General features: G+C 58.3%; 38 protein-coding genes and 1 pseudogene. 34 read left to right on the forward strand and 5 right to left on the reverse strand.

Going from position 1 to position 24,445, the window contains the following annotated elements; translation table 11 throughout:
* Positions 1-3: 3 nt before the first annotated feature.
* Positions 4-309 (reverse strand): tyrosine-type recombinase/integrase, encoded by a 306-nt coding sequence (locus EGJ68_RS04845; RefSeq protein WP_123033374.1) that lies wholly within the window; start codon positions 307-309, stop codon positions 4-6.
* Between the two features lie 342 nt (positions 310-651).
* Here EGJ68_RS04845 and EGJ68_RS04850 point away from each other — a divergent pair, with 342 nt between their 5' ends.
* Positions 652-990 (forward strand): DUF2834 domain-containing protein, encoded by a 339-nt coding sequence (locus tag EGJ68_RS04850; RefSeq protein WP_123033375.1) that lies wholly within the window; start codon positions 652-654, stop codon positions 988-990.
* A 362-nt stretch (positions 991-1,352) separates the two neighbouring features.
* Here EGJ68_RS04850 and EGJ68_RS18465 read toward each other — a convergent pair whose 3' ends face one another.
* Positions 1,353-1,643: an addiction module protein gene (locus EGJ68_RS18465; RefSeq protein WP_123034045.1), complete on the reverse strand. Its 291-nt coding sequence runs from the start codon at positions 1,641-1,643 to the stop codon at positions 1,353-1,355.
* 108 nt (positions 1,644-1,751) lie between these two features.
* Here EGJ68_RS18465 and EGJ68_RS04860 point away from each other — a divergent pair, with 108 nt between their 5' ends.
* From EGJ68_RS04860 to EGJ68_RS04965, 22 genes and pseudogenes are all read left to right on the forward strand, one after another.
* Positions 1,752-2,303, forward strand: a complete 552-nt coding sequence (locus tag EGJ68_RS04860; protein ID WP_123033376.1) for a GNAT family N-acetyltransferase — start codon at positions 1,752-1,754, stop codon at positions 2,301-2,303.
* 119 nt (positions 2,304-2,422) lie between these two features.
* Positions 2,423-2,827 (forward strand): hypothetical protein, encoded by a 405-nt coding sequence (locus tag EGJ68_RS04865; protein ID WP_123033377.1) that lies wholly within the window; start codon positions 2,423-2,425, stop codon positions 2,825-2,827.
* 128 nt (positions 2,828-2,955) lie between these two features.
* Positions 2,956-3,297 (forward strand): hypothetical protein, encoded by a 342-nt coding sequence (locus EGJ68_RS04870; RefSeq protein WP_123033378.1) that lies wholly within the window; start codon positions 2,956-2,958, stop codon positions 3,295-3,297.
* Positions 3,298-4,159: 862 nt separating this feature from the next.
* On the forward strand, positions 4,160-4,372 hold the full coding sequence (locus EGJ68_RS04880; protein ID WP_158283497.1) for a hypothetical protein: 213 nt from the start codon (positions 4,160-4,162) through the stop codon (positions 4,370-4,372).
* A gap of 196 nt (positions 4,373-4,568) precedes the next feature.
* Complete coding sequence (locus EGJ68_RS04885) at positions 4,569-4,979, forward strand: DUF2784 domain-containing protein (RefSeq protein WP_123033380.1); 411 nt, start codon at positions 4,569-4,571, stop codon at positions 4,977-4,979.
* A gap of 10 nt (positions 4,980-4,989) precedes the next feature.
* Positions 4,990-5,403, forward strand: a complete 414-nt coding sequence (locus tag EGJ68_RS04890) for a GFA family protein (protein WP_199227918.1) — start codon at positions 4,990-4,992, stop codon at positions 5,401-5,403.
* 284 nt (positions 5,404-5,687) lie between these two features.
* Entirely contained in the window at positions 5,688-5,873 is a 186-nt protein-coding gene (locus EGJ68_RS18470; RefSeq protein WP_408609902.1) for a DMT family transporter, read from the forward strand.
* Between the two features lie 12 nt (positions 5,874-5,885).
* The gene (locus tag EGJ68_RS04900; RefSeq protein WP_123034046.1) at positions 5,886-6,242 is read left to right on the forward strand and encodes a VOC family protein; all 357 of its coding nucleotides are present in this window, start codon (positions 5,886-5,888) and stop codon (positions 6,240-6,242) included.
* Positions 6,243-6,312: 70 nt separating this feature from the next.
* Positions 6,313-6,630, forward strand: a complete 318-nt coding sequence (locus tag EGJ68_RS04905; protein WP_123033383.1) for an antibiotic biosynthesis monooxygenase family protein — start codon at positions 6,313-6,315, stop codon at positions 6,628-6,630.
* 48 nt (positions 6,631-6,678) lie between these two features.
* Positions 6,679-7,464, forward strand: coding sequence for an N-acyl homoserine lactonase family protein (locus tag EGJ68_RS04910; protein WP_123033384.1), 786 nt, complete (start codon positions 6,679-6,681; stop codon positions 7,462-7,464).
* Positions 7,465-7,526: 62 nt separating this feature from the next.
* Entirely contained in the window at positions 7,527-7,799 is a 273-nt protein-coding gene (locus EGJ68_RS04915) for a TMEM165/GDT1 family protein (protein ID WP_123033385.1), read from the forward strand.
* 151 nt (positions 7,800-7,950) lie between these two features.
* On the forward strand, positions 7,951-8,937 hold the full coding sequence (locus EGJ68_RS04920; protein ID WP_158283499.1) for an OmpA family protein: 987 nt from the start codon (positions 7,951-7,953) through the stop codon (positions 8,935-8,937).
* 86 nt (positions 8,938-9,023) lie between these two features.
* Positions 9,024-9,416 carry a VOC family protein gene (locus EGJ68_RS04925; RefSeq protein ID WP_123033387.1) on the forward strand — a complete coding sequence of 131 codons (393 nt, stop codon included), beginning with the start codon at positions 9,024-9,026 and terminating at the stop codon, positions 9,414-9,416.
* 48 nt (positions 9,417-9,464) lie between these two features.
* Positions 9,465-9,755 (forward strand): 4a-hydroxytetrahydrobiopterin dehydratase, encoded by a 291-nt coding sequence (locus EGJ68_RS04930; protein ID WP_123033388.1) that lies wholly within the window; start codon positions 9,465-9,467, stop codon positions 9,753-9,755.
* 4 nt (positions 9,756-9,759) lie between these two features.
* Positions 9,760-10,008 (forward strand): TIGR03643 family protein, encoded by a 249-nt coding sequence (locus EGJ68_RS04935; RefSeq protein WP_123033389.1) that lies wholly within the window; start codon positions 9,760-9,762, stop codon positions 10,006-10,008.
* 45 nt (positions 10,009-10,053) lie between these two features.
* Positions 10,054-10,299, forward strand: coding sequence for a VF530 family protein (locus EGJ68_RS04940; RefSeq protein ID WP_123033390.1), 246 nt, complete (start codon positions 10,054-10,056; stop codon positions 10,297-10,299).
* A gap of 92 nt (positions 10,300-10,391) precedes the next feature.
* A complete protein-coding gene (locus EGJ68_RS04945) occupies positions 10,392-10,784 on the forward strand; it encodes a GFA family protein (RefSeq protein ID WP_123033391.1) in 393 nt (130 codons plus the stop codon).
* Between the two features lie 40 nt (positions 10,785-10,824).
* The gene (locus tag EGJ68_RS04950) at positions 10,825-11,025 is read left to right on the forward strand and encodes a hypothetical protein (protein ID WP_158283500.1); all 201 of its coding nucleotides are present in this window, start codon (positions 10,825-10,827) and stop codon (positions 11,023-11,025) included.
* A 36-nt stretch (positions 11,026-11,061) separates the two neighbouring features.
* On the forward strand, positions 11,062-11,439 hold the full coding sequence (locus tag EGJ68_RS04955) for a DUF6122 family protein (RefSeq protein ID WP_233248672.1): 378 nt from the start codon (positions 11,062-11,064) through the stop codon (positions 11,437-11,439).
* A gap of 14 nt (positions 11,440-11,453) precedes the next feature.
* A pseudogene (locus tag EGJ68_RS18475) lies at positions 11,454-11,564 on the forward strand (hypothetical protein); the annotation flags it as partial.
* Positions 11,565-11,611: 47 nt separating this feature from the next.
* The gene (locus tag EGJ68_RS04960; RefSeq protein WP_123033393.1) at positions 11,612-11,809 is read left to right on the forward strand and encodes a CPXCG motif-containing cysteine-rich protein; all 198 of its coding nucleotides are present in this window, start codon (positions 11,612-11,614) and stop codon (positions 11,807-11,809) included.
* A gap of 16 nt (positions 11,810-11,825) precedes the next feature.
* Entirely contained in the window at positions 11,826-12,269 is a 444-nt protein-coding gene (locus EGJ68_RS04965) for an SRPBCC domain-containing protein (protein ID WP_123033394.1), read from the forward strand.
* On the opposite strand, the gene EGJ68_RS04970 is transcribed toward EGJ68_RS04965, so the two are convergent.
* Entirely contained in the window at positions 12,243-12,737 is a 495-nt protein-coding gene (locus tag EGJ68_RS04970; protein ID WP_199227920.1) for a DUF2306 domain-containing protein, read from the reverse strand. The two genes, EGJ68_RS04965 and EGJ68_RS04970, sit on opposite strands and share 27 nt — an antisense overlap.
* 64 nt (positions 12,738-12,801) lie before the next feature.
* On the opposite strand from EGJ68_RS04970, the gene EGJ68_RS04975 reads away from it, so the two are divergent.
* From EGJ68_RS04975 to EGJ68_RS05025, 11 genes are all read left to right on the forward strand, one after another.
* The gene (locus tag EGJ68_RS04975; protein WP_233248673.1) at positions 12,802-13,530 is read left to right on the forward strand and encodes a ZIP family metal transporter; all 729 of its coding nucleotides are present in this window, start codon (positions 12,802-12,804) and stop codon (positions 13,528-13,530) included.
* A 12-nt stretch (positions 13,531-13,542) separates the two neighbouring features.
* Positions 13,543-14,070: an MliC family protein gene (locus EGJ68_RS04980; protein WP_123033395.1), complete on the forward strand. Its 528-nt coding sequence runs from the start codon at positions 13,543-13,545 to the stop codon at positions 14,068-14,070.
* The gene (locus EGJ68_RS04985) at positions 14,067-16,700 is read left to right on the forward strand and encodes an amidohydrolase family protein (protein ID WP_123033396.1); all 2,634 of its coding nucleotides are present in this window, start codon (positions 14,067-14,069) and stop codon (positions 16,698-16,700) included. The genes EGJ68_RS04980 and EGJ68_RS04985 overlap by 4 nt, the downstream gene beginning before the upstream one ends.
* Positions 16,693-17,034 (forward strand): zinc ribbon domain-containing protein YjdM, encoded by a 342-nt coding sequence (locus EGJ68_RS04990; RefSeq protein WP_123033397.1) that lies wholly within the window; start codon positions 16,693-16,695, stop codon positions 17,032-17,034. Before EGJ68_RS04985 ends, EGJ68_RS04990 begins: the two co-directional genes overlap by 8 nt.
* A 26-nt stretch (positions 17,035-17,060) precedes the next feature.
* Positions 17,061-17,513, forward strand: a complete 453-nt coding sequence (locus EGJ68_RS04995; protein ID WP_123034049.1) for a nucleoside deaminase — start codon at positions 17,061-17,063, stop codon at positions 17,511-17,513.
* Positions 17,514-17,524: 11 nt separating this feature from the next.
* On the forward strand, positions 17,525-18,442 hold the full coding sequence (locus EGJ68_RS05000) for a glutathione S-transferase family protein (RefSeq protein WP_123033398.1): 918 nt from the start codon (positions 17,525-17,527) through the stop codon (positions 18,440-18,442).
* Positions 18,443-18,463: 21 nt separating this feature from the next.
* Positions 18,464-18,928, forward strand: coding sequence for a YkvA family protein (locus EGJ68_RS05005; RefSeq protein WP_123033399.1), 465 nt, complete (start codon positions 18,464-18,466; stop codon positions 18,926-18,928).
* A 115-nt stretch (positions 18,929-19,043) separates the two neighbouring features.
* A complete protein-coding gene (locus EGJ68_RS05010) occupies positions 19,044-20,141 on the forward strand; it encodes an alkene reductase (protein ID WP_199227921.1) in 1,098 nt (365 codons plus the stop codon).
* Positions 20,142-20,226: 85 nt separating this feature from the next.
* The gene (gene chrA / locus EGJ68_RS05015) at positions 20,227-21,390 is read left to right on the forward strand and encodes a chromate efflux transporter (protein WP_123033400.1); all 1,164 of its coding nucleotides are present in this window, start codon (positions 20,227-20,229) and stop codon (positions 21,388-21,390) included.
* A gap of 111 nt (positions 21,391-21,501) precedes the next feature.
* A complete protein-coding gene (locus tag EGJ68_RS05020; protein ID WP_123033401.1) occupies positions 21,502-21,789 on the forward strand; it encodes an encapsulin-associated ferritin-like protein in 288 nt (95 codons plus the stop codon).
* On the forward strand, positions 21,786-22,319 hold the full coding sequence (locus EGJ68_RS05025) for a lipocalin family protein (protein ID WP_233248674.1): 534 nt from the start codon (positions 21,786-21,788) through the stop codon (positions 22,317-22,319). The genes EGJ68_RS05020 and EGJ68_RS05025 overlap by 4 nt, the downstream gene beginning before the upstream one ends.
* Positions 22,320-22,352: 33 nt before the next feature.
* Here the strand turns inward: EGJ68_RS05025 and EGJ68_RS05030 are convergent, their stop codons facing one another.
* A complete protein-coding gene (locus tag EGJ68_RS05030; protein WP_051230731.1) occupies positions 22,353-22,688 on the reverse strand; it encodes a hypothetical protein in 336 nt (111 codons plus the stop codon).
* A 182-nt stretch (positions 22,689-22,870) separates the two neighbouring features.
* Positions 22,871-24,298 carry a Y-family DNA polymerase gene (locus EGJ68_RS05035; protein ID WP_158283501.1) on the reverse strand — a complete coding sequence of 476 codons (1,428 nt, stop codon included), beginning with the start codon at positions 24,296-24,298 and terminating at the stop codon, positions 22,871-22,873.
* Positions 24,299-24,445: the final 147 nt, after the last annotated feature.

Consider the following 24,445-nt stretch of genomic DNA (forward strand, 5'->3'; position numbering starts at 1 on the left):
GGGCTACGGACCATCCAGCGGGCTGACCACGCCCATGGCGCCCCGCCGAATCACATGGGTGTAGATCTCGGTGGNACTGTGACCCAGCAACTTCTGGATGGTGCGCAAGTCGTAGCCTTGCTGGAGCAGGCGTGTGGCGAAACTGTGCCGGAACGTGTGGCACTTGATGGGGAGCAGGATATAGCGCCTGATCCAGTGGATATACGTCTTCTCGGTCTTCCACGCATAACCGGCATCCCGCATGTGACGGCGGACCTGGTCGAGTAGTCTGGGAGGGCTGGCAGAGATGGCGGGTCTGATGTCATCCATGATGGCTGCGGCCAATAAACTGTATATATATACAGTAGTATGGTGAGGGAGGAATGCAAGGGGCTTTTCATCGGAGGGGCGTGAGGTGGAAGCGCTAAATATCTATAACTAGCTGAATATAAGGGAATATTTGTTGTTCTCCATGGGCGGATTTGATGTTTCGCTAATTTCCGGGTGGTCCGGTTAACAGGCAAGTTCGGTGGGTCTGATATGCCAGGTTGTTGATTTTGTCAGGGAGGAGACTGCCGGGGTCGCAAGGCGTGTTGGAGTTAACACGCCGGCTGTTATACGGTCCGGTCTTTTTAATAAGCTGTTATGCGTCGCGACAGAGAGAATTGTTAAATGTCTAAGTCAGTCTTTAAGGCAATATTGGTTGTCGCTGCTCTTTTCTTCACGGGCTTTTTTGCTTCGACTGTCGTGCCTGCGCTTATTGAGAATCCCGATGTATGGGGCGCATTTGCAGCAGGATTTGTGAACCCGTATTCCAGCGGTTATTCGACGGATGTCCTGGTTTGCTGGGTTATCCTTGCGGCCTGGGTGGTCTACGAAGCCAAGACATACTCGGTTCGGAAGGGGTGGGTTTGTCTGCTACTTGGCATTGTCCCGGGAGTAGCAGTGGGGCTTGCTCTGTATTTGCTGCTTCGCGAAAAGCAAATCAGAGAGGTCAGACGTGATGCATAACAAGTGCAGTCAAGGGACGCTCCTATTGTCGCTCACCTGCCGCCGGCGTTATGAATTTGACCGTGAGTGCCAGTATCCCGGGCGGCGGGCATGATGAGCCAGAGCAACCAGAATGATTGCATCGTATGCTTCCATAGTGACAATTGAGAATGGAAACTTGGGGAGGATGAGCTTTTTTGCTTACAACTGTGCTGCCTGTCCGAGACCGGGAGTCAGTAGGGCGTTGGGCTCTGACAAGAGCAGCAACGTATGGTCAACGGTTTCGATTCATCGACTTCCAAGTCCTGGTCGCTCGTTCTCATACCATACCGCTGCTTCTTCCAGTTCACGCGCGGCCTCGGCGTGTATTTTTACCTTTGGCATCAAGTGCGTTGTATTCTCGCTTGCGCTCTCGCCAACACCTCATCAGCGTCTAGCAAAGTGGCTGTTCCGTTGCTTATCTCATTGATTCTACGGCAAATCTCCCTGTCCCATGCTACGGCTACGTCAGCATCCGCTGGCCCATCAAGGCTGGCTACCACGTCGCTGGCTAACTGCGCGCGTTCTACTTCGGTAAGCTCTAGCGCAGCTGTACGCAAGCTTTCAAGTTCAGCAGTATTCAAGTCCGTTCTACCGTCTGTCTTCAACCCACAAATGTGGCACCAGTATTCCATCCGTAAAAAGGCCAAGCACTTAGGCCCCGGCAAGCTGGGGCCGGACCTTCTTTCGGGCGCTTCGCGCCTCCACTTCGGCCCGAGTTGGCAGCGTTATGAGTACTCTATATGAGCATCATTTTTCGACCATTAAACAAGTATGATGTTCACTATTCTGTAGTCATCGATCTTTATAAAGAGGCGTTTCCGGGAGCCCAACGCATACCGAAATTTCTGCTTCGTCACATGCTGAGGAATGGTAAAGAGGGTTTCATTGTGATTTATGAAAATGATGATTGGCTTGGCCTCATCTATTCCATCGAGTATAGGGACATTGCTTTCGTGCAATTTTTGGCAATCTCAGAATCATCTCGTTCAAAGGGATATGGAAGCAAGGTAATGGAATCACTTCGGTGTGTGAATTCGGGAAAGAGAATAGTACTAAATATTGAAGAGCTCGATGAGCAAGCAGAAAATTGCCAACAGAGGGTAAAGCGTAGAGCGTTTTATGAAAAAAATGGTTTCACTTCTTCTGGTTACATTGTGAAAGAGCCTGATGAGCGGCATGAGATGTTGATACGCGGAGGGTGTATCAGCAAAGAGGAAATAGAATCGATGTATAAGGAAATTTTGGGTCGTATTCTCGGGTTCTTTGTTCGACCAAAAGTAATAAAGATTTGAGTCAATATATCCCCTCCAGCGCTCATGGCAAGCGCATGTTTCGGAAAAATTTTCGCTGTGCTTAAATTTGCGGTAAATGCGGGCGTTATGTGTCAATTAACGAATAAGAGGATATACGAATGAGCAAGAATTTTATTTACGTCCTTTTGGTCATGAAAGTAGGGCTGCTGGTCTGGGGGGTGCTCGGATTCATCGAATATTTTGTGCCTACAGCAGCGCTTGGCTTGCAAGATTCAAATTTCCCTGCAGGAGTGCAATTCCTTCATTGGTTGTTAATTTCATCAACCGGACTAATATTTGTCTTTGGATATTTAACGCGCTGGACATACACTCCTTTCGTTACAATCGTGATGTATGCAACATTAGCCACAATTTGCTTTGTCGAGACGGTCGACTTCAATGCATTTGGCGGTGGCGATAGACGTTTCTTTATCATGGGTGTGGAATACGTTCTTTACATAATTCTTGCAGCGTACTTGCTTCGCTCTGAGCAAGTCAGGCTTCGATTTCAGAGTGATGAATAGCCATATAACAATCATTTTAACCTGACGTTTTTCGCCGCTCCTGCGTCGCTCTGAAAAACGCTGGTTAAATGGACGTTAGGCAGCTCTTGAAGTTCGACCCAGCGTAATTTTATAAAGGTAAACTTAGAATGAACAAACTGAGAATTATCCTGGTAGCCATTTTCATCGCAATCTCCGTGTACACGATCATCACCATCTTGGAACATGGCTGGAACCTGTTTCAGGTATTCTTCGGAGATATGGCAGCAATGGGATGGCCGGGGCAGTTCAATTTCGACTTTATGTGCTTTCTTGTTCTTTCTGGACTGTGGGTATCATGGCGCCATCACTTCTCTGTATTAGGGCTAATATTGGGTTTGTTTGCCTTTTTGGGCGGCGCACTGTTTCTTAGCGCTTATCTCTTCATACATAGCTATAAAGTTAACGGAAATTTGAATGCTCTGCTGCTTGGGGCCCAACGTGCAGACTAGCAAAAATCGGCTGTGCGCCTGATTAGAGCGCTATACGATGGCCATAGAGCGAAGTCCATGCATAACCGGCAAAGATCGGCTTTTTACGGCCTGTGGCCTTGACGGCGTCCGCGACTCTCCGGTCGTCCCAGGCGTTCACTGTGGTTCGATCGATAAAGTCATTGTCGGGCGAGGCCCGCACAGCCAGGTGTAAGGGGCGCATCGCGTCCATTTACGGTGGCGTTAGGCAGCGCAATGTGAAACAGAATTACTGTTCTCGGCGGGCATGCTGCAACGTGCTGGGTTTTCGATCGGAGCATCTCTTGACGATACTTGTGCCAATGCGCGATGAGGAATTTGACTCATTCCTGGCTTCCTCGGCGGCGGTCTATGCGGACGACAAAATGAGATCCGCAGTTGGTTAGAGGAGGGTGCACATGATCGAGCACCGGTGGATTTGAAGAATCCTCTGCCGCAGGGTGTCGACACGCCAAGCAACTATTTGTTCCAAATCCTGGCGTGGACTGATTCAGGTCTTGAGCGTTTTGTGCAGAGGGCGCCCCATTGACCGCCATCGCTTTTGGGTCGGGTGAAAAAAAACTTCTTGCAGTGGAAGGAGCTCCTCTAAGCGCAGGGAATTCTGGCCAGGTGCACGGATCACGATCTAGCCTGGTCTCTGTACTTCCACGACCCATACGAACACCTGTATGAGATCACCACATACGATTATGCTGCCGTGGCAAAGGCCCTGAGTGGCTGAATTCGGAGCGAAGGTTCGGCAGCCGCTCAACCGGTCGCTGTAGCAAACGTTTGACCCGCCGCGCATTTTTGCTACCGTAAATGCCGCTGACATTAGTCGTTGAATGCCGCTATGGAGGGCGGTATGAGCAAAGAAAGCTCTACTAGGAAAGTTATCGGTAGAGAAAAGGCTATTGGAGTAGGTGTAAGTATCGGTGTTGTCGTTGGCGCACTTATCGGGCAATTGTCCGGAGATATCGGGCTTTGGATTTCTATCTGTATTGCAATTGGCGCTGGTACCGGCGCGACAACTAGCGACCGGCAATCCGCTAAGGCGGATGATGCTGGCTCTGATTAGTGCCGCATCTGACAAGTGCTGCACACGGAAAAATAACTTGCTGCGCTCCAATTTTACGGTGAGCGATGCATTATGGGCTTTAGGGATGATGATCGATATCCATGCTTTTGTGGAGACACCGAACGGCAAAAGTAGTCGACTTCTCGCTTGCTCGGGAAAAGATGATATGGCTGCCTGTGGCGCCAGGTGACCGGTAGTGGCCCCGGAACTATTCTACCAACTGGCTGCGGACGTACTCCTCGTTCTCCACGCGCTGTTTGTTGCCTTTCTTGTGTTGGGCGTTGTGGCGATCTATCTCGGCGTGTGGCTATCATGGGGATGGGTGCGAAATTTCTGGCTCCGCTTGTTCCATCTGGCAGGCATTGCGATCGTGGTGTTTCAGGCGTGGGCGGGTATGATATGTCCGCTGACAGTCTGGGAAATGGAATTGCGCAAACTTTCGGGGGCTTCGGGGCTAGAGAGATACGACGGCTCCTTTATTCAGCATTGGGTGCAAACTCTTCTCTATTACGAAGCGCCGGGATGGGTGTTCGTTGTTGTTTACACGCTATTTGGTGGTTTAATTGTCGCAAGTTGGTTCATCGTGCGCCCAAGGCGGCATGAGTAAGGAGTCATACGTGAATCAAGAAACACTCACCGGCAGCTGTTTGTGTGGTCAATGCAAATACTCAATTACCGCTGAGCTATCCCACTTTTTCCTATGCCATTGTATTCAGTGCCAGAAAACGACGGCATCAACGTTTGCCTCGAATATCATCGCGGTTCCGACGGATATCGACTGGATTTCCGGTGGAGATTGCACGAAGCGATTTGACTACCCAGGTAGAGGGTTTGCGCAGGTCTTTTGTGATACCTGTGGCTCCGGGTTGCCATTTCTGGATGCAAGCGGCGAGAATCTTTTTATTCCTACCGGGACTCTGGACATGGTTCCCGACTTAAAGCCTGAAGCCAACATATTCTGGGGTGAAAGAGCTGCCTGGTGTGAGCATGGCACGGCTGCCCCAAGACGCGAACGATTTGATGCGCCATGATGCGTAAAGCAAGCTCATGCGCTCGGCGCTGGACGCATAGCTGGGACGGTTGCGAGAAATCCATGCTGACTGAAGCTGGGCGGCGGTGATGGTTCCGAAGGTGAAGCTATACTCAGAGTGAGATCTACTGGAGAGTGACCTGCGAGAGCGAATCGTACCGCATCTGGAACTGGCAGCGAACGGGGAAAACGATCTTGAGTTTTGCGTGCCCGACTTCAATCCCTTTCCGGAATTTTGCTCGAAAACGGACTCTGAAACAGAGGCGTTGGTTTTGCTGGGCCGGCGTGGGTGCAGCGCTCATCGCCGTTTTTGGCAGTCTGTATTTTAAGGAGCCGTTATCGGCCTTGAAGGTATTCAGTGTCATTCTAGTAATTGCGGGTGTCATTGGCTTCAATCTCAGCGGCGCGCAACATTGGTGTTCAACGGCGGGGCTATCGACGAGTTGGTTTTGGCCTCGAAGCTCTGAGTGAGGGGTGCTATTTGTGAAAATGAACTATTTTGTCTTTGGCACGCGGTCCATGCCCGATGCGGTGGGCTTCTACGATGCGTTTTTTGCCGGCAGCGACATCAGCCAGATTCATGCAGAGGACCGGATTACCGTCTGGTCGAATGGCGATTTCATGTTCGGTGTGGCTGAGCCATTCGACGGCGAGCAAGCAACCCACGGCAATGGCACAATGCTGGGCCTGAATCTGCCCTCGGATGCCGAGGTCAGGCGGCTGTATAACAAGGCGTTGGAGCTGGGTGGCGTGAGTGAAGGCGATCCCGGCATTCGGTCCGGCCGGTTTGCGGCCTATGTGAGAGACCTGGATCACAACAAGATCTGTCTGTTTGTGTGAACATGCACGACGTGAGCCGCCAATCTGATCGGTCAGCCGATAGTCGGGGTGTCACGTTTTCGAGGCGGCGATGACAGATATTGCGCAAACACCTGAACCACCTTACTACGCTGTAATCTTCAGCAGTCTTCGTACGGCGGATGACAATGGATACGAAGCAATGGCGGCCCGCATGCTTGAGCTTGCTTCCGAGCAGCCGGGTTTCCTGGGCATCGAATCCGCGCGTGACGGGCTCGGTATCACTGTATCGTATTGGCAAAGCCTCGATGCGGTGCAGGCTTGGAAGCGCAATGTGGAGCACAGAGAGGCGCAAAGGCTGGGGCATGCAAGTTGGTATGCGGCGTTCAGGGTCAGGATCGCCAAAGTCGAGCGCGAGTATGGCCTGTAGCCTGGCGTCCGAATTAATACGGTTTGGTAGCATTACCTGGAGGTGAGCATGGCTCAACGCGCACTACGAATATGGCCGCTACTTACGGGTACGCACCGCTATGAAAAGGTCGTCTCGACCCGGAACAGGGGCCACGGCCAATACATCACCGCGCCGATTCTCGCCTATCTGATTGAAACACCGAATGGCCGTATTCTGTATGACGTTGGGTGTGACTATCGCAAGATTGCTGACCCCGCTTTACGCTCCAGGTATTACGGCCCCATGCAGGACCTGTTCGACCCCCCGGAAATGGATGAGAGCCAGCGTATTCCCAGTTATCTGAACAAACTGGGTCTGAGCGCCAGTGATGTAGACGTCGTCTTTCTCGGTCACCTGCACTTTGACCACGCCGGAGGGCTGTGTGACCTCCCGGGCTGCGAGGTGCATGTGCATGCCGAAGAAGTCAGCGCCGCGGCAACCCGGCTGGATGCGGGAATATTCGAAGACGAGGTTGCCAGCGCGAACACGTGGCGTTTGCAAAACTCCGAGTACGATGTGGCAACTGGCGTCAGCGCACTGTTCACGCCGGGGCACACGGCGGGCCACATGTCACTGTTCATTGAGTTGCCGAAGGGGCGCCCGGTCATTCTCTGCGGAGATGCGGCGGATTTAACTGAGAACCTCACGGATGAAGTTGCGCCGGGCTATTGTTGGCAGGACAATGACACGCTCGCAATCGATAGCATTCGACGATTGAAAGCCATTGGGGCGGCCGAGAATGCCGAGTTGTGGCCGAATCATGATTTCGAGTTCTTTAATTCGCTACCGGCGTTTCCTGGGTGGCGAGATTGAGAGCTGCTCACATATAACCCTTTCGCTATCCTCAATAGCGCGCCGCCCGGAACCTGAATTCTATGGATTGGAAAATCTTTTTCACAATTTTCGCATCGGTTTTTGTTGCCGAACTCGGCGACAAAACCCAATTGGCGACGATGCTCTTCTCCGCCGATAAGGCAGTGAGCAAATATACGGTATTCCTTGCCGCGTCGGCCGCGCTTGTTGTCGCTTCGGGGCTGGGCGTTTTGGCTGGTAGCGCGATATCGGGGTATATCGACGAGAAAATCCTGCATTACGTTGCGGGCACTGGCTTTATCCTTATCGGCATGGTGACGCTGTATAACGCTTGAGTCGATAACGGGTGTTGGCGGCTCAACTCATCTGGCTCTGGTAAACACTGCTACACTGTTTGATGGAGGTGGCGGGGACACTTTCGCTGCTAACGCTGACCGGAGTAGCTCGGCTTGTGCGCTTGATCTGGCGCTGGTTGTGGGGGGTGGCATGGTGGGGTATATCGGCAAGGTTTTTCTGGTGGTGTGTTTGTACATTGTTGCCAGTGCGGCGGTGGCACAGGACGTTGAAGGAGTTATCGAACACCCGATGATCGAACGCTACCCCGGGCAGGTCATCGCCTGGCAGCACATCGAAAACTACCAACCGTATAAAGTGGCGATAGGTCCTGTCGCCGGCTACCGGTCCATTGCCGACTGGATAGAAACGGAAGGCCGGGTCACGCGAACCTTCTACAAATACGAAGGTGAAGACCGCACCTTCTCCGAGATCTACAAGAATTACCTGGATGCGCTCAAGCAGCAGGGTTTCGAGATTATCGGCGAGGGCATGTCAGCCGATCGCAAGGGTGTTGCAGTGGGTTCCCGTCAGTGGATGGAAGTCACCTTTCGCGCCAATCCAGCAGCCAAGCCGGGCGCAGTGGGCACAATGTTTGCCGGTACCTCGTCTTCCGGCGGCGCGGGTGCCATTGTTGCCAGTAAAGAGCGTGCTGCCGGGCTGGCTTATGTCGTGGTGTATGTAGAGCAGCATTCGAACAATTATGTGGGTACGTTGATCGATATTGTCGAGGTTGAGGCAGCAGAAACCGGCCTGGTGGTGGTTGACGCCGAGGCGATAGGCTCGGATATTGAAGAATACGGGCGCGTGGTGCTGGACGGCATCGTATTTGATTTTGACAAGGCGACGCTCCGGGCCGAGTCGAACGCGGCGCTTGAGGCGATAGTGAGCTATTTGCGGGCCAACCCGGAGAAGCAATTTTATGTGGTCGGTCACACCGACTCAAAGGGTACGTTCGACTACAATCGAACGCTGTCTGCAGACCGCGCTCGCGCCGTGGTGGAGGCGCTGAAAAACGACTACGATATCGCGTCAGGCCGGTTGCAGCCGCATGGTGTGGGGCCACTGGTTCCGGTTTTCTCCAACGGCAGTGATGCTGGGCGGGAGAGAAACCGCCGGGTCGAGCTGGTCGAGAGATAAGACGCGAGCTTTAACAGGCAGCGTTTTCTGGTCACAATTGGCCGGAATATAACGTGTACTTCGGATAACTTAGAGGGAATACCGCAATGCTTAGCCATGTCATGATCGGCTCCAGCAACATCGAGCAGTCGAAACGGTTCTACAACGCTGTTCTCGGCGTGCTCGGGGCTGGAGCGCCCATGGAGCACAAGAACGATACCGGGCAAACGCGCTTGTTTTACATCCACGGTGGTTCCAACTTCAGTGTGAGTGAACCCATTAATGGCAAACCGGTAACCACCGCCAATGGCTCCACCATCGGCTTCGCCTGCAACTCCCCTGAGCAGGTCAAGCAGCTGCACGATGTTGCCGTAGCCAACGGCGGCACCAGTGTTGAAGATCCGCCAGGTCCCCGTGATAGCACCATGGGCGTAATGCACCTGTGCTATTTTCTGGACCCGGATGGCCACAAGATCTGTGGTATTCACCGCGCGAGCTGAGTAGTTCGCCGGGCATGCGCGGCACACTAACCCACCGAGGAGGAAAAGATGACAGAAGCCTGTAGCCCAAGCGTTTTGGCGTCTTCCCTGGCGCAGCTCAACGAGCACGCAAGCGGTGCATGGAGTATTGAGGACGGCAAGCTGCACCGCGAGTTCAGCTTTCCGGACTTTGTTGCCGCCTTCGCCTTCATGGCGAAGGTGGCTTTGCTTGCCGAACGCGCCAATCATCACCCTGAATGGTTCAACGTTTACAACAAAGTAGTTGTTGACCTGACAACACACGATGCAGGCGGTATATCCAGCAAGGATTTCGACCTCGCCCGGGAGATGTCACAGTAGGACCATGCTGCGCGAAGACGAAGAATCACGCATTATCGAAATGGCATGGGAAGACCGCACGCCGTTTGAAGCCATTGAGGTGCAATTCGGCCTGCAGGAATCCGATGTCATCAAACTCATGCGCCGTAACCTCAAGGCAGGCAGCTTTCGGCTGTGGCGGTCACGAGTGAGTGGCCGCGCGACGAAACATGTGCAGCTCCGGTCCGCGGGGGTATCCCGGGGATACTGTCCGACACAGTACAAGCAGCGGTAGTTGCTTCAGGTTCAGTGGTGAAACCACAGTTGGTTGATTGTCAGCATGAGTAAAGAACAACCCAATAACCCCCTGCATGGCATTACCATCGAAGTGGCATTAACCCGGTTGGTTGATCGTTATGGTTGGGAGGGCCTGGCGCAGCGAATTGATATCAATTGCTTCAAGACGGACCCCTCCATCAAGTCTTCGCTGAAGTTTCTGCGCAAAACCCAGTGGGCCAGAGGCAAGGTTGAGCGCCTGTACCTTTCCACATTTGATCGACCGTCACCGTGGGGGCGTTCGGGTTAGTGCCCTGTTGGCGGCCTATTCGATAGGTTTTTGGGTGATCCTGATGCGGTTTGCTTGGCTCGGCCCCACACATTACGCGAGGAAGCGATGCAATGCTCAAAGGTTCATGCCACTGCGGCAACCTCAGTTGGCGCCTGGACGGTGAGCCGAGCTCTGCCACTGCCTGTAACTGCACCGTCTGCCGGCGCTATGGCACGCTGTGGGCCTATGGTCACGAGGACGAGGACGTGCAGGCCTTCGGTGCCACCCAGGCGTATGCCTGGGGTGACCAGTCACTGGGTTTCCACTTCTGCCCACGTTGCGGCTGTGTCGCGTTCTGGCGCGCGACCGTCGCCGCTGCAGACGGACGCAGGCGCATGGCGGTGAACCTGCGCCTCGCGGAACCGGATGACGTTGCTCGCATCCCGGTGAACAGGTTCGACGGGCTGCACTCGTTTACGAGCGGGGGGCAGGATGGCCGCTGTGTGGGCGACCTGTTGTTTTGACATCAAGCCGGTTATGCGTCAAGTCACCGAGGGTCTGCTGATGAAATACATTGTTGTTGGCGCATTGCTGGCCTCAGTGGCAGCCTGTAGTCACGAGCAGGTTTACTCGGCCGTACAGCAAAACCGGCAATTCGAGTGCAGCAAATTGCCGCAGCCTGAGTACGAAGAGTGCATGCGGGAGACCGGCATGTCGTATGACGAGTATGAACGCAGGCGGCAGGAGTTGCTCAAGGAAGAGTAGCACGCGGCGAGCCCGTATAACGGATCTGTTACCACCATGTTGCACATTGCCCTGCACTTCCTTGTTCCGCTGCTGGTGGCGGCCGTGTTTTTTCGTCGCCGCTGGCAGTACGCCACGGTGGTGATGACCGCCACCATGCTGGTGGATCTCGATCACCTGTTGGCAATCCCCCTGTATGACCCCGGTCGGTGCAGTATCGGTTTTCACCCTCTGCACCAGCCGTGGTTGCTGAGTGTGTATCTGCTGCTTTGTGTTTTTCCGGCAAGCCGGCTGGTGGGGCTGGGTCTGTGCCTACACATGTTTCTGGATGCCGTCGACTGCCAGCTCACCAGCGGGGTCTGGATCAACCCGGTGTCAAACACCCTGGCGGGCTTCGTTGTTCAGGGCGGCCTGTCTAGTCTATCCTCCGTGTAAAACTTGCTTGAGATCGCTTGCAGCAGCGCGGCGGTGGCGACACAGTGCCCGACAGCTTCACTCACGGCACATCCGTGATACCTTCGCGGCCGGGGTGTGAATGCTCGCGGCGCCAGAACCCGTAGATGACGCACGCGCCTTGCCAGTGGCCAGCAGTAATTGAGGAGGAAAAATGTCGGCCCTACACCAGCAGCACGTGGACTGCCCCTACTGCGGTGAGTCCATTGAAGTATTGATCGATGAAAGTGAAGCCGGGCAGCAGTATATCGAAGACTGCCAGGTCTGCTGTCGCCCCATTCTGTTCCATGTGGCCGTGAGTATGGATGGTGAGCTGTCGGTTACCGTGCACGATGAAAATGAAACGTTCTGATTGTTAGGGGTTGGCGATGTTTGAAATACTGTTATCTGAAGATATAGCGGCTCCACCGGAAGTGGTCTGGGAGGTAATTACGAACACCGAGGACTACCCGCTGTGGAATACCTTCGTTGTATCCTGTGATTCCACCTTTCGCGTGGGTGATCCCATCCATATGAAGGTAAGGGTGTTGCCGTTCATGACGCAGCCGCAGACGGAAACGATCTGGCGCAATGAGGAGGGCAAGCTGCTTGATTACGGCATCAAGGCACCGCTCGGTGCTCTGACCAGCACGCGGCAGCACTGTCTGAGTGCAACAGCGTCGGGTGGTACCCACTATGAATCCGTGTTTCGGTTGGAGGGGTGGTTTGCCCCGGTGGTGGGCTTGCTCTTTGGTGCCCAGTTGCGCAGGGGCTTTGGTGAAATGACGCGGGGAGTAGCGCGCCGCTCAGGCGAAAAAATAGCTATGCAGTAGTCGCCCCGGCATGGCGAGCGCCCCGATGGCCGCGCCTACGGTACCCAGGTAGGCACCGACGGCAAAGCCTCTGTGACGCCGGATATTTCCGCGTCGTACAGCGCCGACCGAGACCACCACGCAGATCATGACCCAGATGGACAGCAGGTGAATCGGGCCATAGCCGAGAAACCCATTGCCGGGGTTGGTCAGCCAGAATGAGGAGATGGCAGCGACAATCATTGCCGCCATCCAGGACCAGCCAACAAACCGATGGCGCGGTGTGCCCTTGGTAGCGGCGAGCTGCAAACCACCGATGGCCAGCACCCAGAGTGCCGCCGTGAGGTGAATGTAAACACTCATTGCGCGGTATGCCGAGCCATCATCGGACTGATGCGAGCCTGCATCGGCGGGTTTCCTGTTCAGGTGATAGCAGTGCGCATAGTAGAGTGCACACGCACTCGCGGCAATGGCGCGGCTTGCGGCCATTCCCCCGTTTCCCGCACAATGCTGGCATGATCCACCCTCTGAATTCTTCCGGTACTGCGTAACCGTGGCGATTGACGGCGTTGCCTACATTGTTGTGCTGACCTTTGCGGCCGGCGTGTGCATACCGCTGGGCGGTTGGATTGCCAGCTTCGAGCGTATTCAGCGGCAATGGCTGGAACAGGAGGTGCGGCACTTCCTGATTGCCCTGGGCGGTGGGCTGTTGTTGGGTGCGGTGTTCCAGGTGCTGTTGCCGGAGGGGCTGGCGCGTTTCGGCAGTTCGCTTGCAGCGGTATCGCTGTTCGTCGGTGGCGGCCTGGCGGTGTTCCTGCTGGAGCGGCTGTTGGCGGCGCGGCGGCGTGAGTCACCGCAATTGTTGGGGCTGCTGTTGGACTACGTGCCCGAATCCATTGCGTTGGGCGGCTTGATTGCCACCGATCCATCCCTGGCGCTGGTGCTGGCGATCGTCATCGGTTTGCAGAATTTGCCCGAGGGCTTCAATGCTTACCGTGAACTGGCGGCAGCGGGGCGCGATTCGTCTGTGAAGATACTGGGCGTGATGTCTGCGTTGACCTTGCTCGGACCGCTGGCCGGATTGTCCGCATACTTCTTCCTGGGCGAGCGGCCTGCGGTGCTCGGTGCCATCATGCTGGCCTCTGCCGGTGGCATTGTGTACCTGATGTTCCAGGATATCGCTCCGCAGGCGCGCTTGAACAAGCATTGGGCACCGCCGCTGGGCGCGGTGCTGGGTTTCGCTTTCACAATGGTCACGTCCATCTGGTTGGGGCACGGCTGACAGGAGAGTTCCATGTATCGATCGGCTGTTGTTTTGTCCCTGCTTGTGAGCGTGACAGCCTGTGCTGCTGTTGAGGGGCCCTCTGCCGGGGCGCCCTTGTGTGCGGCGGGGTGGGCGCAGGCCGTGGAAACCAACCTGGGCACCGGAGATGGCAGCGGCCATGGGCCGGATGCGGGTTCGGATGAATGGCAGTCCGTGGTCGAGTTCCGGCTGGGTGTTCGGGGGCTGACGGGGCTGCCGGCGCGTGGTTCGGCGGCCTGGTGCGCATACATTGAGGCTCTGGCAGCCGATACGGCCCCGGTGCAGTACGTGTGCGAGGACGCCGAGGCTGCTGCGACCCTGAATGTACATTTTCTGGCAACTGAGCCGCGTATCATGATCGCCCGGCGCGGTGATGTGCTCTCCCTGCTGACCTTGCAACGCAGTGCCAGCGGTGCGCGCTATCGGGGAGATGACATGAGTTTCTGGGAGCACCACGGCGAAGCACGGGTGACATGGGGGGCTGACGCGGCTGACGTGCGCTGTCAGGCGCTGCCATGAAGCGCGTCTCCGTGGCCGGCTGGCGCACACGGATTCGCGACCTTCTGTATAGAGGGGGTGGTGTTGCACTGCTCGCCCTGCTGGCAGCCTGCAGCAATTATCCGGTGGGTAATCCGCAGGCCGAGGTGTCCTTTGATGGCAGCGGGAGCGCGCTGAGCCTGTCACCGGTGCCCTTGTTTCCCGTGGTGGAGGCCAGCGTCAATGGCGTGCCCGGTTTCCGTTTCATTGTTGACACCGGTGCAACCCCTACCGCCATCTTTCTGCATGAGAAAACCCGGAAACTGGCCCTCAAGGGCTCGGAAACCATCGGTGTGGGCGGCGCGGGCGATGATGAAGCGAGACCCGAGGCGTTCCTCGCCACCGATGTCGATCTCGACTTCGGCCCTGTCGCGCTGCAGGGCATGACCGTGGCGGTACTGCCTGCCGCGACCCTGCCGCCGCTGGGAACCGATGCCGACTTCGCGGTAGATGGCGTGATTGGTTACGACCTGTTCTCGCGCTTTGCCATTGAGGTCGATACGGCCTCTGGCAGCCTGCGTTTCCTGGCTCCGGATACGGTGACGGTGCCGGAAAATGCGTTTGTGCTGCCGCTTGAGGTGCGCGCCTTTGATGCCTATGTGCAGCTGCCCCTGCTGTTGGCGGGCCAACAGCAGGAGGTGCTGGCCGATCTGCACGTGGATACCGGCATGACCGGGTGGCTATCGCTGATACCCGGTAGTGCACCCGGCATCGAGCGTCCGGAATTCGCCTGGGTGACTACCGGTCGGGGGGTGCAGGGCAACATTGAGAACCTGCAACAGTTTGGCAATGCGGTTCGTCTGGGCGACAACGCGCTCGGTCCATTCATGACCCAATATTCCGATGATGGCACCAGCATGGGGCGTCAGGGCCGGCTCGGTTCGCGCCTGTTGTCGCGTTTCACCTACACGGTGGACTACCCGGGCAAGCGCTTGATCGCCGTACCCCGTGCCGACAGTTTTCGCGCGCCCGAACGCGGGTATCTCGGCCTCTGGGGCGTGCCCCACCAGGGTGGCATGCGCGTGTGGATGGTGCAGCCGGGCTCTCCGGCTGATCTTGCCGGTATGCAGCCGGGCCACTACCTCACGCTGGATGGCGAACCCATTTCCAGTATGAGTTGGCCGGCGCTGCATGACGCGCTGAATGGACCGCCGAACAAGGCGGTGGAGCTCTGCCGCGCAACGGATGCGAAACCGGACTGTCGGATCGCGGTGTTAGCCGATGCCGCGGCTCCTCCGGCGCGGTTGCCTGCGCAGACCCCGGTGGTGGTGCGCGATGTATCGGTACTGAGCTTTACCGGAGAAGGTGCCGTAGTGCAGCCCGGGCAGGCAGTGCTGATTGCCGAAGGCAAGGTTCAGCAGGTGGGGGCAACGGACAGGGTGGCTGCCCCTCGGGGTGCGCGTGAGATTGACGCCAAGGGGCAGGTACTGATGCCCGGTCTGGTCGATATGCATGTGCATGTGTGGGATGAAGCAGAACTGCCAGCCTATCTGGCTTACGGCGTGACCACCGTGCGCAATGCCTCTGGCATGCCGTTCTTGCTGGATCTTGCGGCGGCGGTGACGGCAGGCCACCTGGCGGGGCCGGATATCATCACCACCGGCCCTATTCTCAACGGCGCAGGCCCCAATGCGCAGCCCAATCATGTCATTGTGAACACCGCCGCCGAGGCCCGCGCAGCGGTGTTGCAGCAGTATGCGCAGGGCTATCGGCATGTGAAGGTCTACTCCAACTTGAGGCCGGAAGCTTACGAGGCCATTCTTGCCGTTGCGGCCGAGCTGGACATGACCGTGATGGGCCATACCCCCGAGGGGCCGCGCCATGCTGGCATACCGGCTGAGCGGCCTTTCGTCATACCCTTCGAAAGCGTGCTGGAGGACCGGCTCACCAGCATTGAGCACGTGGAAAGCATCGTCTGGCACGGGCTGGGTGAGCGCCTTGATGAAGCGGCGATGTGCCGGCTTGCGGTGGCCATTGCCACCACCGAAGTCCCTGTGACCCCAACGCTGGTGGCGCATCACAATCTGCTGCGGGTGGCGCGCAGTGATGGCGCCTATTTACAGCGGCCGGGCGTCGATACCCTGAACCCGTTTATCGCCCAGATGGAGCAGCCGCTCTACCGTTTCTGGAGCAGCCAGCCTGCGACCTACCGCGCACAGCACGAGGCGTTCTACCTCAAGGCCACGGATTGCCTGTATCGGGCGGGGGTGACGCTACTGGCCGGCTCCGATGCGGGCATTTTCATCAATGTCCCGGGCATGTCGCTGCTGGATGAACTGGCGTTGTTGCAGACAGCGGGGCTTCCCCCAGCTGCGGTGCTGCGGGCCGCCACGGTGAACCCGGCGCAGGTACTCGGCCGCGCCGACAGCAGCGGGCGGGTAGCCGCGGGTTTTGAGGCCGATCTGTTGTTGTTGCCCGGCGACCCGCTGCAGGATCTGTCTGTTTTGCGAGAGCCTGTGGCCATAGTCAGCGATGGTCGCTGGTTCGACCGCGATGCACGTGAACGCCTGCTGCAGCAGGCTACCGAGCGCTCCCTGCCACGCAGTGAGCAGCGCATACTCAGGGCCCTGGAAGTACAGGGCACCGATCTGGAGTTCTTGAATAATGAGTGATCTACCGGCCTGTCCCGAATGCCAGTCGCCCTACGCCTACGAGCAGGGCGCCTTTCTGGTGTGCCCTGAGTGCGGTCATGAGTGGAGCCCTGCCGAGGGCAACGAGCCGCTGGAGGACACTCCGTTGATCAGCGATGCCAACGGCAATCCGCTGGCTGATGGGGATACTGTCACCGTGATCAAGGACCTCAAGGTCAAGGGGTCTTCACTGGTGGTGAAGGTGGGCACACGGGTGAAGAACATCCGCCTGGTAGAAGGCGACCACGATATCGACTGCAAAATAGAGGGTATTGGGGCCATGAAGTTGAAATCCGAATTTGTGAAGAAAGCATGAGCTTCTCGGCAGAGGCAGAAGGTTTTATGCGTCGCGCCCTTGAGTTGGGGCGTCACGCGGCGGATTCCGGAGAGGGTGGTCCGTTTGGTGCGGTCATTGTGCGCGATGGTGCCATTGTCGGTGAAGGCTGGAACCGCGTTATTGCATCGAGCGACCCCACCGCGCACGGTGAAGTCATGGCCATTCGCGATGCCTGTGCGCAGGCGGGCCTTTTCAGCCTCGAGGGTTGCGACATCTACACCAGCGGTGAACCCTGCCCCATGTGCCTGGGCGCGATTTACTGGGCCCGTTTACGTCATGTGTACTTCGGCTTTTCCATTGCTGATGCGGAGCGTGTGGGCTTTGATGATCGCCGCTTTTATACGGAGCTGGCACTGCCGGCGGCGCAGCGTAAAGTTGGTCAGACGCAGGTTCTCGGCGAGGAGGCCCGCAACGTGTTGGACGCTTACCTGAACCAACCTGATTGCCCGACTTATTGAAAGGGAAGACGATGTCCGAACTCATCTTGCACCACTATGCGCTGTCACCTTTCAGCCAGAAAATTCGCAGTATGCTGGGTTACGCAGAGTTGACCTGGCAGTCCGCCCTGACTCGCGAGATGCCGCCAAGGCCCCACCTTGCGCGGTTGGTGGGTGGCTATCGCAGGATTCCCGTGGCGCAGCGGGGGGCCGATATTTTTTGCGACTCGCGCACAATAGCGGCCGAGATTGCAGCGCTTGCCGGTAAACCTGCGCTGGCGCTGGAGAACCTTGATGCCGAGGCCACTGCCTGGGCCGCGCGGGCGGACGGCGAGCTGTTCTTTCCCTGTGTTCTGACTGCCGGCACGCCGGCGCTGCGACACAAGGTGCGCGCGCAGATGTCGTGGCTGGATATCGGACGCTTCATGCTTGACCGTCTTGCCATGGGGCGCAAGGCCGCGGTGAATGTGCCCGGGCGCCGCGCGGCGAGAACCCTCGTCATCGAGCATCTTGCTGCCGTGGAAAGGCAGCTGCAAGCTGATTTCCTGTTTGGCGCGGAGCCAAACCATGCTGATTTTTCCACCTACCATGGCCTGTGGTTTCTGCATGACCTGGGCGAGTCGCCGCTGTTGCAGGAGTTTCCCGGTGTGCTCGAGTGGATGGCCCGCATACGGGCCTTTGGCGATGGCGCCACTACGGCAGTGCCTGTGCAGAACGCGCTGCAGCTGGCTGCAGATACGCGGCCACGTGCGATTCCGGCGCCTCTGCAGCGGGATGCGGGGGTGGGCGCGCGGGTGAGTATTGCACCGCAGGATTACGCCCAGGCGCCCACCGAGGGTGTGCTGGTGGGCGTGGCGCCACAGTGCTGGATTCTGGCGCGCGAGGAGCCTGGCCTGGGCACCCTGCACCTGCATTTTCCAAAGCAGGGGTACACCCTGACGCAGCTGTGACACGCGGCGGGAGCACAGAGTATGAGTGACGAAAGAGAGATGCCCCGCGCGAGCAATAGCCGGGCCTATGTCCGCGCCAGCCGTCGTGCGCGCGCACTGATTGAACAGCCCGGTGGCTTGTCGGCACTGGCGGCGTCCGCCGGCGAAAAGGCGGCGGCCCGCAGCGGTGCGCTGGCGGGAATAGGGAAGTCGGTGCAGGATGCACTGCGCCTGGTGCGCGCCTATGCCAGTGGCGCCTACCGTGAAATCCCCTGGCAATCCCTGCTGATGCTGGTTGCGGCAGTGGTGTATTTCGTCATGCCGGTGGATGCTGTCCCGGACATTTTGCTCGGCTTTGGCCTGCTGGATGACGCTGCGATCCTGGGCTGGACGCTGCGCAGCCTGGACGGTGACCTCAAGCGTTTTCGCGCCTGGGAGGCCACCCGCACGGCAGCTGACGCACCCGCGGATCCCGGTGCGGTTACGGATTTGTCGTCGGACTCATGAGGCACCCCCACTGCTGCCAATCTATTGAACCAGCCGCAGCTGATGCGCTGCCCTACGAGGTCATTGCCGGCACCGGCAGATACCATAACGGGTCACTATTTGACAGGAACCCACTATGACATTGGCCATGCTCCACCCAGTTCGCCTCGGGGCGATCGAACTGAAAAACCGTATCCTGATGGCGCCCATGACCCGCGCCCGCGCTCCCTCCCGTGTGCCTACTCCGTCCATGGCGGAGTATTACCGCCAGCGCGCGGGCGCAGGGTTGATCATCACCGAGGCCACGCAGATTTCGCAGCAGGGCACGGGCACTCTCGCCACACCGGGCATTCATACCGCCGAGCAGATTGCCGGTTGGCGTGCCGTTACCGAGGCTGTGCACGGCGCCGGCGGGCGTATTATCTGCCAGATATGGCACTGTGGGCGGGTCTCCCACACGGTGTTTCAGAAGGATGGTGAGGCGCCTGTGGCGCCATCGGCAGTGCGGGGCAGCATTCGCACCTTCACGACAGAGGGGTTCGTGCCGACCTCACAGCCTCGTGCGCTGGGGCTGGATGAGATTCCCGGGGTCGTGGATGATTTCCGGCAGGCGGCGCGCAATGCACTGGATGCCGGTTTTGATGGCGTGCAGATTCACGGTGCCAACGGCTACCTGATTGACCAGTTCCTGCGCGATGGCGTCAACCAGCGCAGCGATGCCTACGGCGGCAGCGTCGAAAATCGCTGTCGTTTCCTGCTTGAGGTCACGGACGCGGTGGTCGGCGAGGTGGGCGCAGAGCGCACCTCGGTGCGTCTGTCGCCTTTCTCAACGACCTGGGACTGCCACGACAGCCAGCCAGCGCCGCTCTATCAGCATGCCATTGCACAGCTCGACCAGCGCGGCCTGGCGTTTCTGGAAATTGTCGAAAGCGTTTACGAATCCTCGGTCAGCGGTAGTGCGCCGCAAAGGCAGGACGGTTTCGGTACCGATGACGTGCGCTCCGCATACCGCGGCCCACTGGTACTGAACGGAGGCTATGACCGCGAACGCAGTGAGGCGGTGCTGGCGGCGGGTGGGGCGGCGGCCGTCTCCATCGCGCGGCCCTACATGTTCACGCCGGACCTGGTCGAGCGCTTCGCGGTGGGTGCTCCACTCAACCCGCCGGGAGAAGACGCGGCGGTCTACGGTGGCGGCGATGCGGGATATATCGATTTCCCCACGATGCAAGGTTGATGCGCTGCGAGCACCGCTGCCCGCTGATGGCGAGTAACGCGCCTGCTGCAGCGGTGTTTTCGCGCGGTTAGCACAGGAAAGCTGCATGGCGGCCATCTTTGAAGTGTTCTGGCGTTTTCTGTTGCTGGGCTGTGTCAGCTTTGGGGGGCCGGCGGCCCATATTGGCTATTTTCAGCAGACCTTTGTGCAGCGCCTGCAATGGCTGACTGTTGCCGACTACGCCAGGCTGGTGGCGTTGAGCCAGTTTCTGCCCGGGCCGGGGTCGAGCCAGGTCGGGTTCGCCCTCGGCTATCGGCGAGCGGGTTTACCCGGCGCCCTGGCGGCATTTGTCGGGTTCACATTGCCGTCATTCCTGCTCATGTTGGGGCTGGCGCTGTTTGCGGCGCAGGCTGCCGATGCGGCTTGGCTAGACGGTCTGGTGCGGGGCCTGAAGCTGTTGGCGGCGGTGGTGGTGGCGGAGGCTGTGCGCAGCATGGCGCAGACTTTTTGCCGGCATTGGTTTGCGGCAGTCCTCGCGCTGGCCACCTGCCTGTTGCTGGTGTGGAGTGCATCCGCCTGGATGCAGTACGGGGTGCTGGTGTGCGCGGCGTTGCTGGGAGCGGTGGTGCTGCCGGCGAGGGCAAGTCAGCCCGCGCCGCCAGAGGGCGTGACAAGCGGTTTGCGCTGGCGCCCTCTGGTGATTTTCCTGCTGTTGTTTGCGCTGCTGCCCTGGCTCGGCGGGCTGGGCACCGAGTGGCGGCTGGTCGGTCAGTTTTACAATAGCGGCAGCCTGGTGTTTGGCGGCGGCCACGTGGTTTTACCCTTGCTACAGCAACAGCTCGGCGATGTGTTGAGTGAGGACCGGTTTCTGCTCGGCTATGCCGCGGCACAGGCGGTGCCGGGGCCGATGTTTTCCCTGGGGGCGTATCTGGGTGCCGAGCTGCTGCCTGTCAGGCCCGTGCTGGGCGCGCTGCTGGCAACGGTGGCGATTTTTCTGCCGGGATTCCTGCTGGTGCTGGGCATACAAGCGGCGTGGGATGCGCTGGCGACGCGCCCCCACGTGCTGGGCGTGGTCGCCGGCGTCAATGCAGCGGTGGTTGGTCTGCTCGCTGCCGCCTGGGTAAACCCGATTGCCAGCAGTGCGTTCCATAGCTGGCTGGATGTGCTGCTGGTACTGCTGGGTTGGGCGTTGCTGGCACGCTGGCGACCGCCCATTCTGTTGCTGGTGGCGGGTTTTGCCGGCGTCGGCCTGGCTCTCGGTGGCACATGAGTGCGAGCCGCAGGCAATGCTTTGGCGCCGGTAGCATCACGCGCTACACTGATAACGCGCGGTGGTTTGCCGTATTTGTGCTGTTTTCTGAAACTACACAGGAAGTTCGACATGTCCAATGAAGGTTATCATGAACCCATTAGTGAATTGAGCGACGAGACCCGCGACATGCATCGCGCCATCGTGTCGTTGATGGAAGAACTGGAAGCAGTGGACTGGTACAACCAGCGCATGGATGCCTGCAAGGACCCTGAGCTGAAGGCCATCCTGCGCCACAACCGCGACGAGGAAAAAGAGCACGCGGCCATGGTGTTGGAGTGGATTCGCCGGCGCGACCCGGTAATGAATGATGAACTCAAGGATTATCTGTTCACAGACAAAACCATCGCCCACGAGTGAAATTCTCGCGCGCCTCACTGCTGATCCTGCTGCTGGTGTTGGGTGGTTGCACCGGTATGCCACCGGGGGTCGTGCCGGTGCAGAATTTTGAGCTGCAACGCTACCTCGGCACCTGGTATGAAATTGCTCGTCTGGACCACTCATTCGAGCGTGGGCTGGAGGCCGTCACGGCAAGTTATACCCGCAACGGGGACGGCAGTGTGGCGGTGGTGAACCGGGGCTATCGGCCTCAGGCATCAACCTGGGAGCAGGCCGAGGGCATTGCCCGCTTTGTGGACGAAGAAACCACAGCGCATCTGAAGGTCTCTTTTTTCGGCCCCTTCTACTCGTCCTATGTGGTATTTGAACTGGGCGAGGAGTACGAGTACGCCTTTGTCTCCGGCTATAACCGGGACTACCTCTGGTTGCTGTCGCGTACACCCGAAGTGGATGAAGCGGTGAAAGCGCGCTTTCTGGCGCGGGCTGCAGAGTTGGGCTTTGCGGTGGATGAGTTGTTGATGGTGGATCAATCCAGGCACGCCTCGCCGTAGCGACGCGGCCTGCACTCTACTCAGGCGTTGTACTCAGGGCATTGAAATACCCATCAACTGCCATTCGCCTGCCTGGTCGTCGCGCTCAGTGTAGCGGTATTTGACCTTGGCGCCATCGGGGGCGTTTTCAATCATGGCGTTCTTTGGCTCTTTGAACTGGATGCGGCTGCGACGCTCCAGCTGGCACTTGCTGCCGGACTCTGCCCGCTCGGATGAGTGAAACGCCACGTAGACGTCGCGGCCCATCTGCTCGGCTTTTTTCTTGTCCACTGTGCCTTCGAGGATGCAATCCTGAGTGACTTCCGCAAAAGCGGTGGCGGAAAACAGCGGCAGACTGGCGATAATCAGTGCTTTGGTCATGCGTTTCATGGTGTACCTCCTTGTGGCGTTTCCCAACGCCCTTGTTATAGCGGCAGGGCATCCCGGGGCACCTTGCCTGATGATGTGTCCAGCTTAGAGCGAATGTTGCCCCTTTCGCTATCGCTGTCACCTCAATGTCATAATAAATTCATATTGATAGTGTAGCGGGTTTTGCGGCGAGCGCTGCGCGGTCAGGCAAACAGCCCGTGCAGGTACCAGCGGCGCTCGCGACGTTCGTGAAACAGCCAGTAATACTGGCCGCCGTGACCCCGCGCAATGAAGTAGTCACGGCTGACCGGCTGCTGCCACCAGTGGTCTTCAATGCGCTCGGGCCCGCCTACCAGCTGCAAACGTCCACCCCAGTACAGCTCGCCACCATGTCGGTGTGGTAGGGGTAATGGCTCGGGTAGCAGCCAGAAGGGCCGGTGGGTACCGGTTGGCGCATGGGTGGGCGCTTCGCCGGGTTCGGTCCCCACATGCAGGGCGAGCTCTGGCAAGTGTTCATCGCGACAGCCAATGGTGGCTATGGCCTGCAGCCCCAGCCGGCTGCGCAGCCGGTCCAGCAATGCATGCAATGGTTCGCGCTGGTTACGCGGGCTGAACAGATCGATGCCAACGCTGTGACCGGTGAGCAGCTCACGACATTCAAGCACCAGTCCTTCTATACCGGTGTGCAGCTTGAGCTGGTCCAGTTGCAGGCGGGTGAGCTGATACCAGGTCGCCCAGTCACTGTGTCGGCTGCTGCTGCGCACCTGCAGGTTCTGCGTTTGCCGATCCACAGCCAGCAGCTGCCAGTCGATGCGGCTGCTTTGCAACTGTGTCTGGCGCAGAAAACCGCACAGCGATTGCAGCAACTGCTCAATGGCGGGCAGGAGTTCTGCCGTGGTTTTGACTTCATAACCAAACCAGTACTGGTCGCTGAACTGCTGTGGCGGTTGGTAGTCCGGCTCTAGGTCCGCTTCCCGGCCCGTTACCTGCCGCAGGTAGTGCACAAAAGCCTGGCCACAGCGGCGAGTGAGTGCCGCTTCAGGCAACGTGAGTATGTCGGCAAAGCGCCGCAGCCCGGCCCGCTCCAGCGCCGCCACGGCTTTGGGGAAGGTGTGCAGCAGCGCCAGAGGCAGGGTGCCAATGCGCTCCTGCCAGGCCTCCGGATGCTGTGTGTCGCAGCCATCGTCATGAAACGACAGCAGCCAGGCGGCTTTCGGCGTTGGGCCGAGGCCGGCGTCCACCCGGTAACCGCGGACCTGCAGGGTGCGCTGTATTCCACTGAGCAAGGTATTCAGCCCGCGGTGCAGGTTGAGGCAGCTGCCAATTTCCAGCTGCAGGCAATCTTCCTGCCAGGTGTAGAGGCGCGGGGTGATGCCGTAGGCCCAGCAGCACAGCTGCTGCAGACAATGCTGTTCGCTGTTGCGGTTGCGGGCCAGCAGTTGCAGCGGGAGGTCTTGCGCCAGCGCGCGTACGCTGGCAGTGGCCATTCCGGCGCGCACTCCCAGGCTGCTGGCGCAGTCGTTGGCGCACACGACCCGTTGCTGCTCCAGCACTGCGACGGGCTGTGTCTCATCGAGCGTCTGGCACTGCAGCGGCAGCAGGGGAAAACGCAGGCACAGCCAGAGGCTCACGGAGCCCCCGGGCAAAAATGCAGAAACGGGAGGGGCAAATACCCCATCATAATACTGTACATACATACAGTATCGCGCAGGCTGTCCGTCTCTGTCCAGCCTGCGGCGTATTTGGCCTTTACCGCCAATTACGGCATCATTGCGCCA

Origin of the sequence: Haliea alexandrii, assembly GCF_003719295.1 — a bacterium.
Lineage (GTDB): Bacteria > Pseudomonadota > Gammaproteobacteria > Pseudomonadales > Halieaceae > Haliea > Haliea alexandrii.

Excerpts from the sequence above, each read along its gene's own strand:
- EGJ68_RS04850 (WP_123033375.1), top strand. The coding sequence starts at position 652 with ATGTCTAAGTCAGTCTTTAAGGCAATATTGGTTGTCGCTGCTCTTTTC.
- EGJ68_RS18465 (WP_123034045.1), bottom strand. The coding sequence starts at position 1,643 with ATGGAATACTGGTGCCACATTTGTGGGTTGAAGACAGACGGTAGAACG.
- EGJ68_RS04860 (WP_123033376.1), top strand. The coding sequence starts at position 1,752 with ATGAGCATCATTTTTCGACCATTAAACAAGTATGATGTTCACTATTCT.
- EGJ68_RS04865 (WP_123033377.1), top strand. The coding sequence starts at position 2,423 with ATGAGCAAGAATTTTATTTACGTCCTTTTGGTCATGAAAGTAGGGCTG.
- EGJ68_RS04870 (WP_123033378.1), top strand. The coding sequence starts at position 2,956 with ATGAACAAACTGAGAATTATCCTGGTAGCCATTTTCATCGCAATCTCC.
- EGJ68_RS04880 (WP_158283497.1), top strand. The coding sequence starts at position 4,160 with ATGAGCAAAGAAAGCTCTACTAGGAAAGTTATCGGTAGAGAAAAGGCT.
- EGJ68_RS04905 (WP_123033383.1), top strand. The coding sequence starts at position 6,313 with ATGACAGATATTGCGCAAACACCTGAACCACCTTACTACGCTGTAATC.
- EGJ68_RS04910 (WP_123033384.1), top strand. The coding sequence starts at position 6,679 with ATGGCTCAACGCGCACTACGAATATGGCCGCTACTTACGGGTACGCAC.
- EGJ68_RS04915 (WP_123033385.1), top strand. The coding sequence starts at position 7,527 with ATGGATTGGAAAATCTTTTTCACAATTTTCGCATCGGTTTTTGTTGCC.
- EGJ68_RS04920 (WP_158283499.1), top strand. The coding sequence starts at position 7,951 with ATGGTGGGGTATATCGGCAAGGTTTTTCTGGTGGTGTGTTTGTACATT.
- EGJ68_RS04925 (WP_123033387.1), top strand. The coding sequence starts at position 9,024 with ATGCTTAGCCATGTCATGATCGGCTCCAGCAACATCGAGCAGTCGAAA.
- EGJ68_RS04930 (WP_123033388.1), top strand. The coding sequence starts at position 9,465 with ATGACAGAAGCCTGTAGCCCAAGCGTTTTGGCGTCTTCCCTGGCGCAG.
- EGJ68_RS04935 (WP_123033389.1), top strand. The coding sequence starts at position 9,760 with ATGCTGCGCGAAGACGAAGAATCACGCATTATCGAAATGGCATGGGAA.
- EGJ68_RS04940 (WP_123033390.1), top strand. The coding sequence starts at position 10,054 with ATGAGTAAAGAACAACCCAATAACCCCCTGCATGGCATTACCATCGAA.
- EGJ68_RS04945 (WP_123033391.1), top strand. The coding sequence starts at position 10,392 with ATGCTCAAAGGTTCATGCCACTGCGGCAACCTCAGTTGGCGCCTGGAC.
- EGJ68_RS04950 (WP_158283500.1), top strand. The coding sequence starts at position 10,825 with ATGAAATACATTGTTGTTGGCGCATTGCTGGCCTCAGTGGCAGCCTGT.
- EGJ68_RS04955 (WP_233248672.1), top strand. The coding sequence starts at position 11,062 with ATGTTGCACATTGCCCTGCACTTCCTTGTTCCGCTGCTGGTGGCGGCC.
- EGJ68_RS04960 (WP_123033393.1), top strand. The coding sequence starts at position 11,612 with ATGTCGGCCCTACACCAGCAGCACGTGGACTGCCCCTACTGCGGTGAG.
- EGJ68_RS04965 (WP_123033394.1), top strand. The coding sequence starts at position 11,826 with ATGTTTGAAATACTGTTATCTGAAGATATAGCGGCTCCACCGGAAGTG.
- EGJ68_RS04970 (WP_199227920.1), bottom strand. The coding sequence starts at position 12,737 with ATGGCCGCAAGCCGCGCCATTGCCGCGAGTGCGTGTGCACTCTACTAT.
- EGJ68_RS04980 (WP_123033395.1), top strand. The coding sequence starts at position 13,543 with ATGTATCGATCGGCTGTTGTTTTGTCCCTGCTTGTGAGCGTGACAGCC.
- EGJ68_RS04985 (WP_123033396.1), top strand. The coding sequence starts at position 14,067 with ATGAAGCGCGTCTCCGTGGCCGGCTGGCGCACACGGATTCGCGACCTT.
- EGJ68_RS04990 (WP_123033397.1), top strand. The coding sequence starts at position 16,693 with ATGAGTGATCTACCGGCCTGTCCCGAATGCCAGTCGCCCTACGCCTAC.
- EGJ68_RS04995 (WP_123034049.1), top strand. The coding sequence starts at position 17,061 with ATGCGTCGCGCCCTTGAGTTGGGGCGTCACGCGGCGGATTCCGGAGAG.
- EGJ68_RS05000 (WP_123033398.1), top strand. The coding sequence starts at position 17,525 with ATGTCCGAACTCATCTTGCACCACTATGCGCTGTCACCTTTCAGCCAG.
- EGJ68_RS05005 (WP_123033399.1), top strand. The coding sequence starts at position 18,464 with ATGAGTGACGAAAGAGAGATGCCCCGCGCGAGCAATAGCCGGGCCTAT.
- EGJ68_RS05010 (WP_199227921.1), top strand. The coding sequence starts at position 19,044 with ATGACATTGGCCATGCTCCACCCAGTTCGCCTCGGGGCGATCGAACTG.
- chrA (WP_123033400.1), top strand. The coding sequence starts at position 20,227 with ATGGCGGCCATCTTTGAAGTGTTCTGGCGTTTTCTGTTGCTGGGCTGT.
- EGJ68_RS05020 (WP_123033401.1), top strand. The coding sequence starts at position 21,502 with ATGTCCAATGAAGGTTATCATGAACCCATTAGTGAATTGAGCGACGAG.
- EGJ68_RS05030 (WP_051230731.1), bottom strand. The coding sequence starts at position 22,688 with ATGAAACGCATGACCAAAGCACTGATTATCGCCAGTCTGCCGCTGTTT.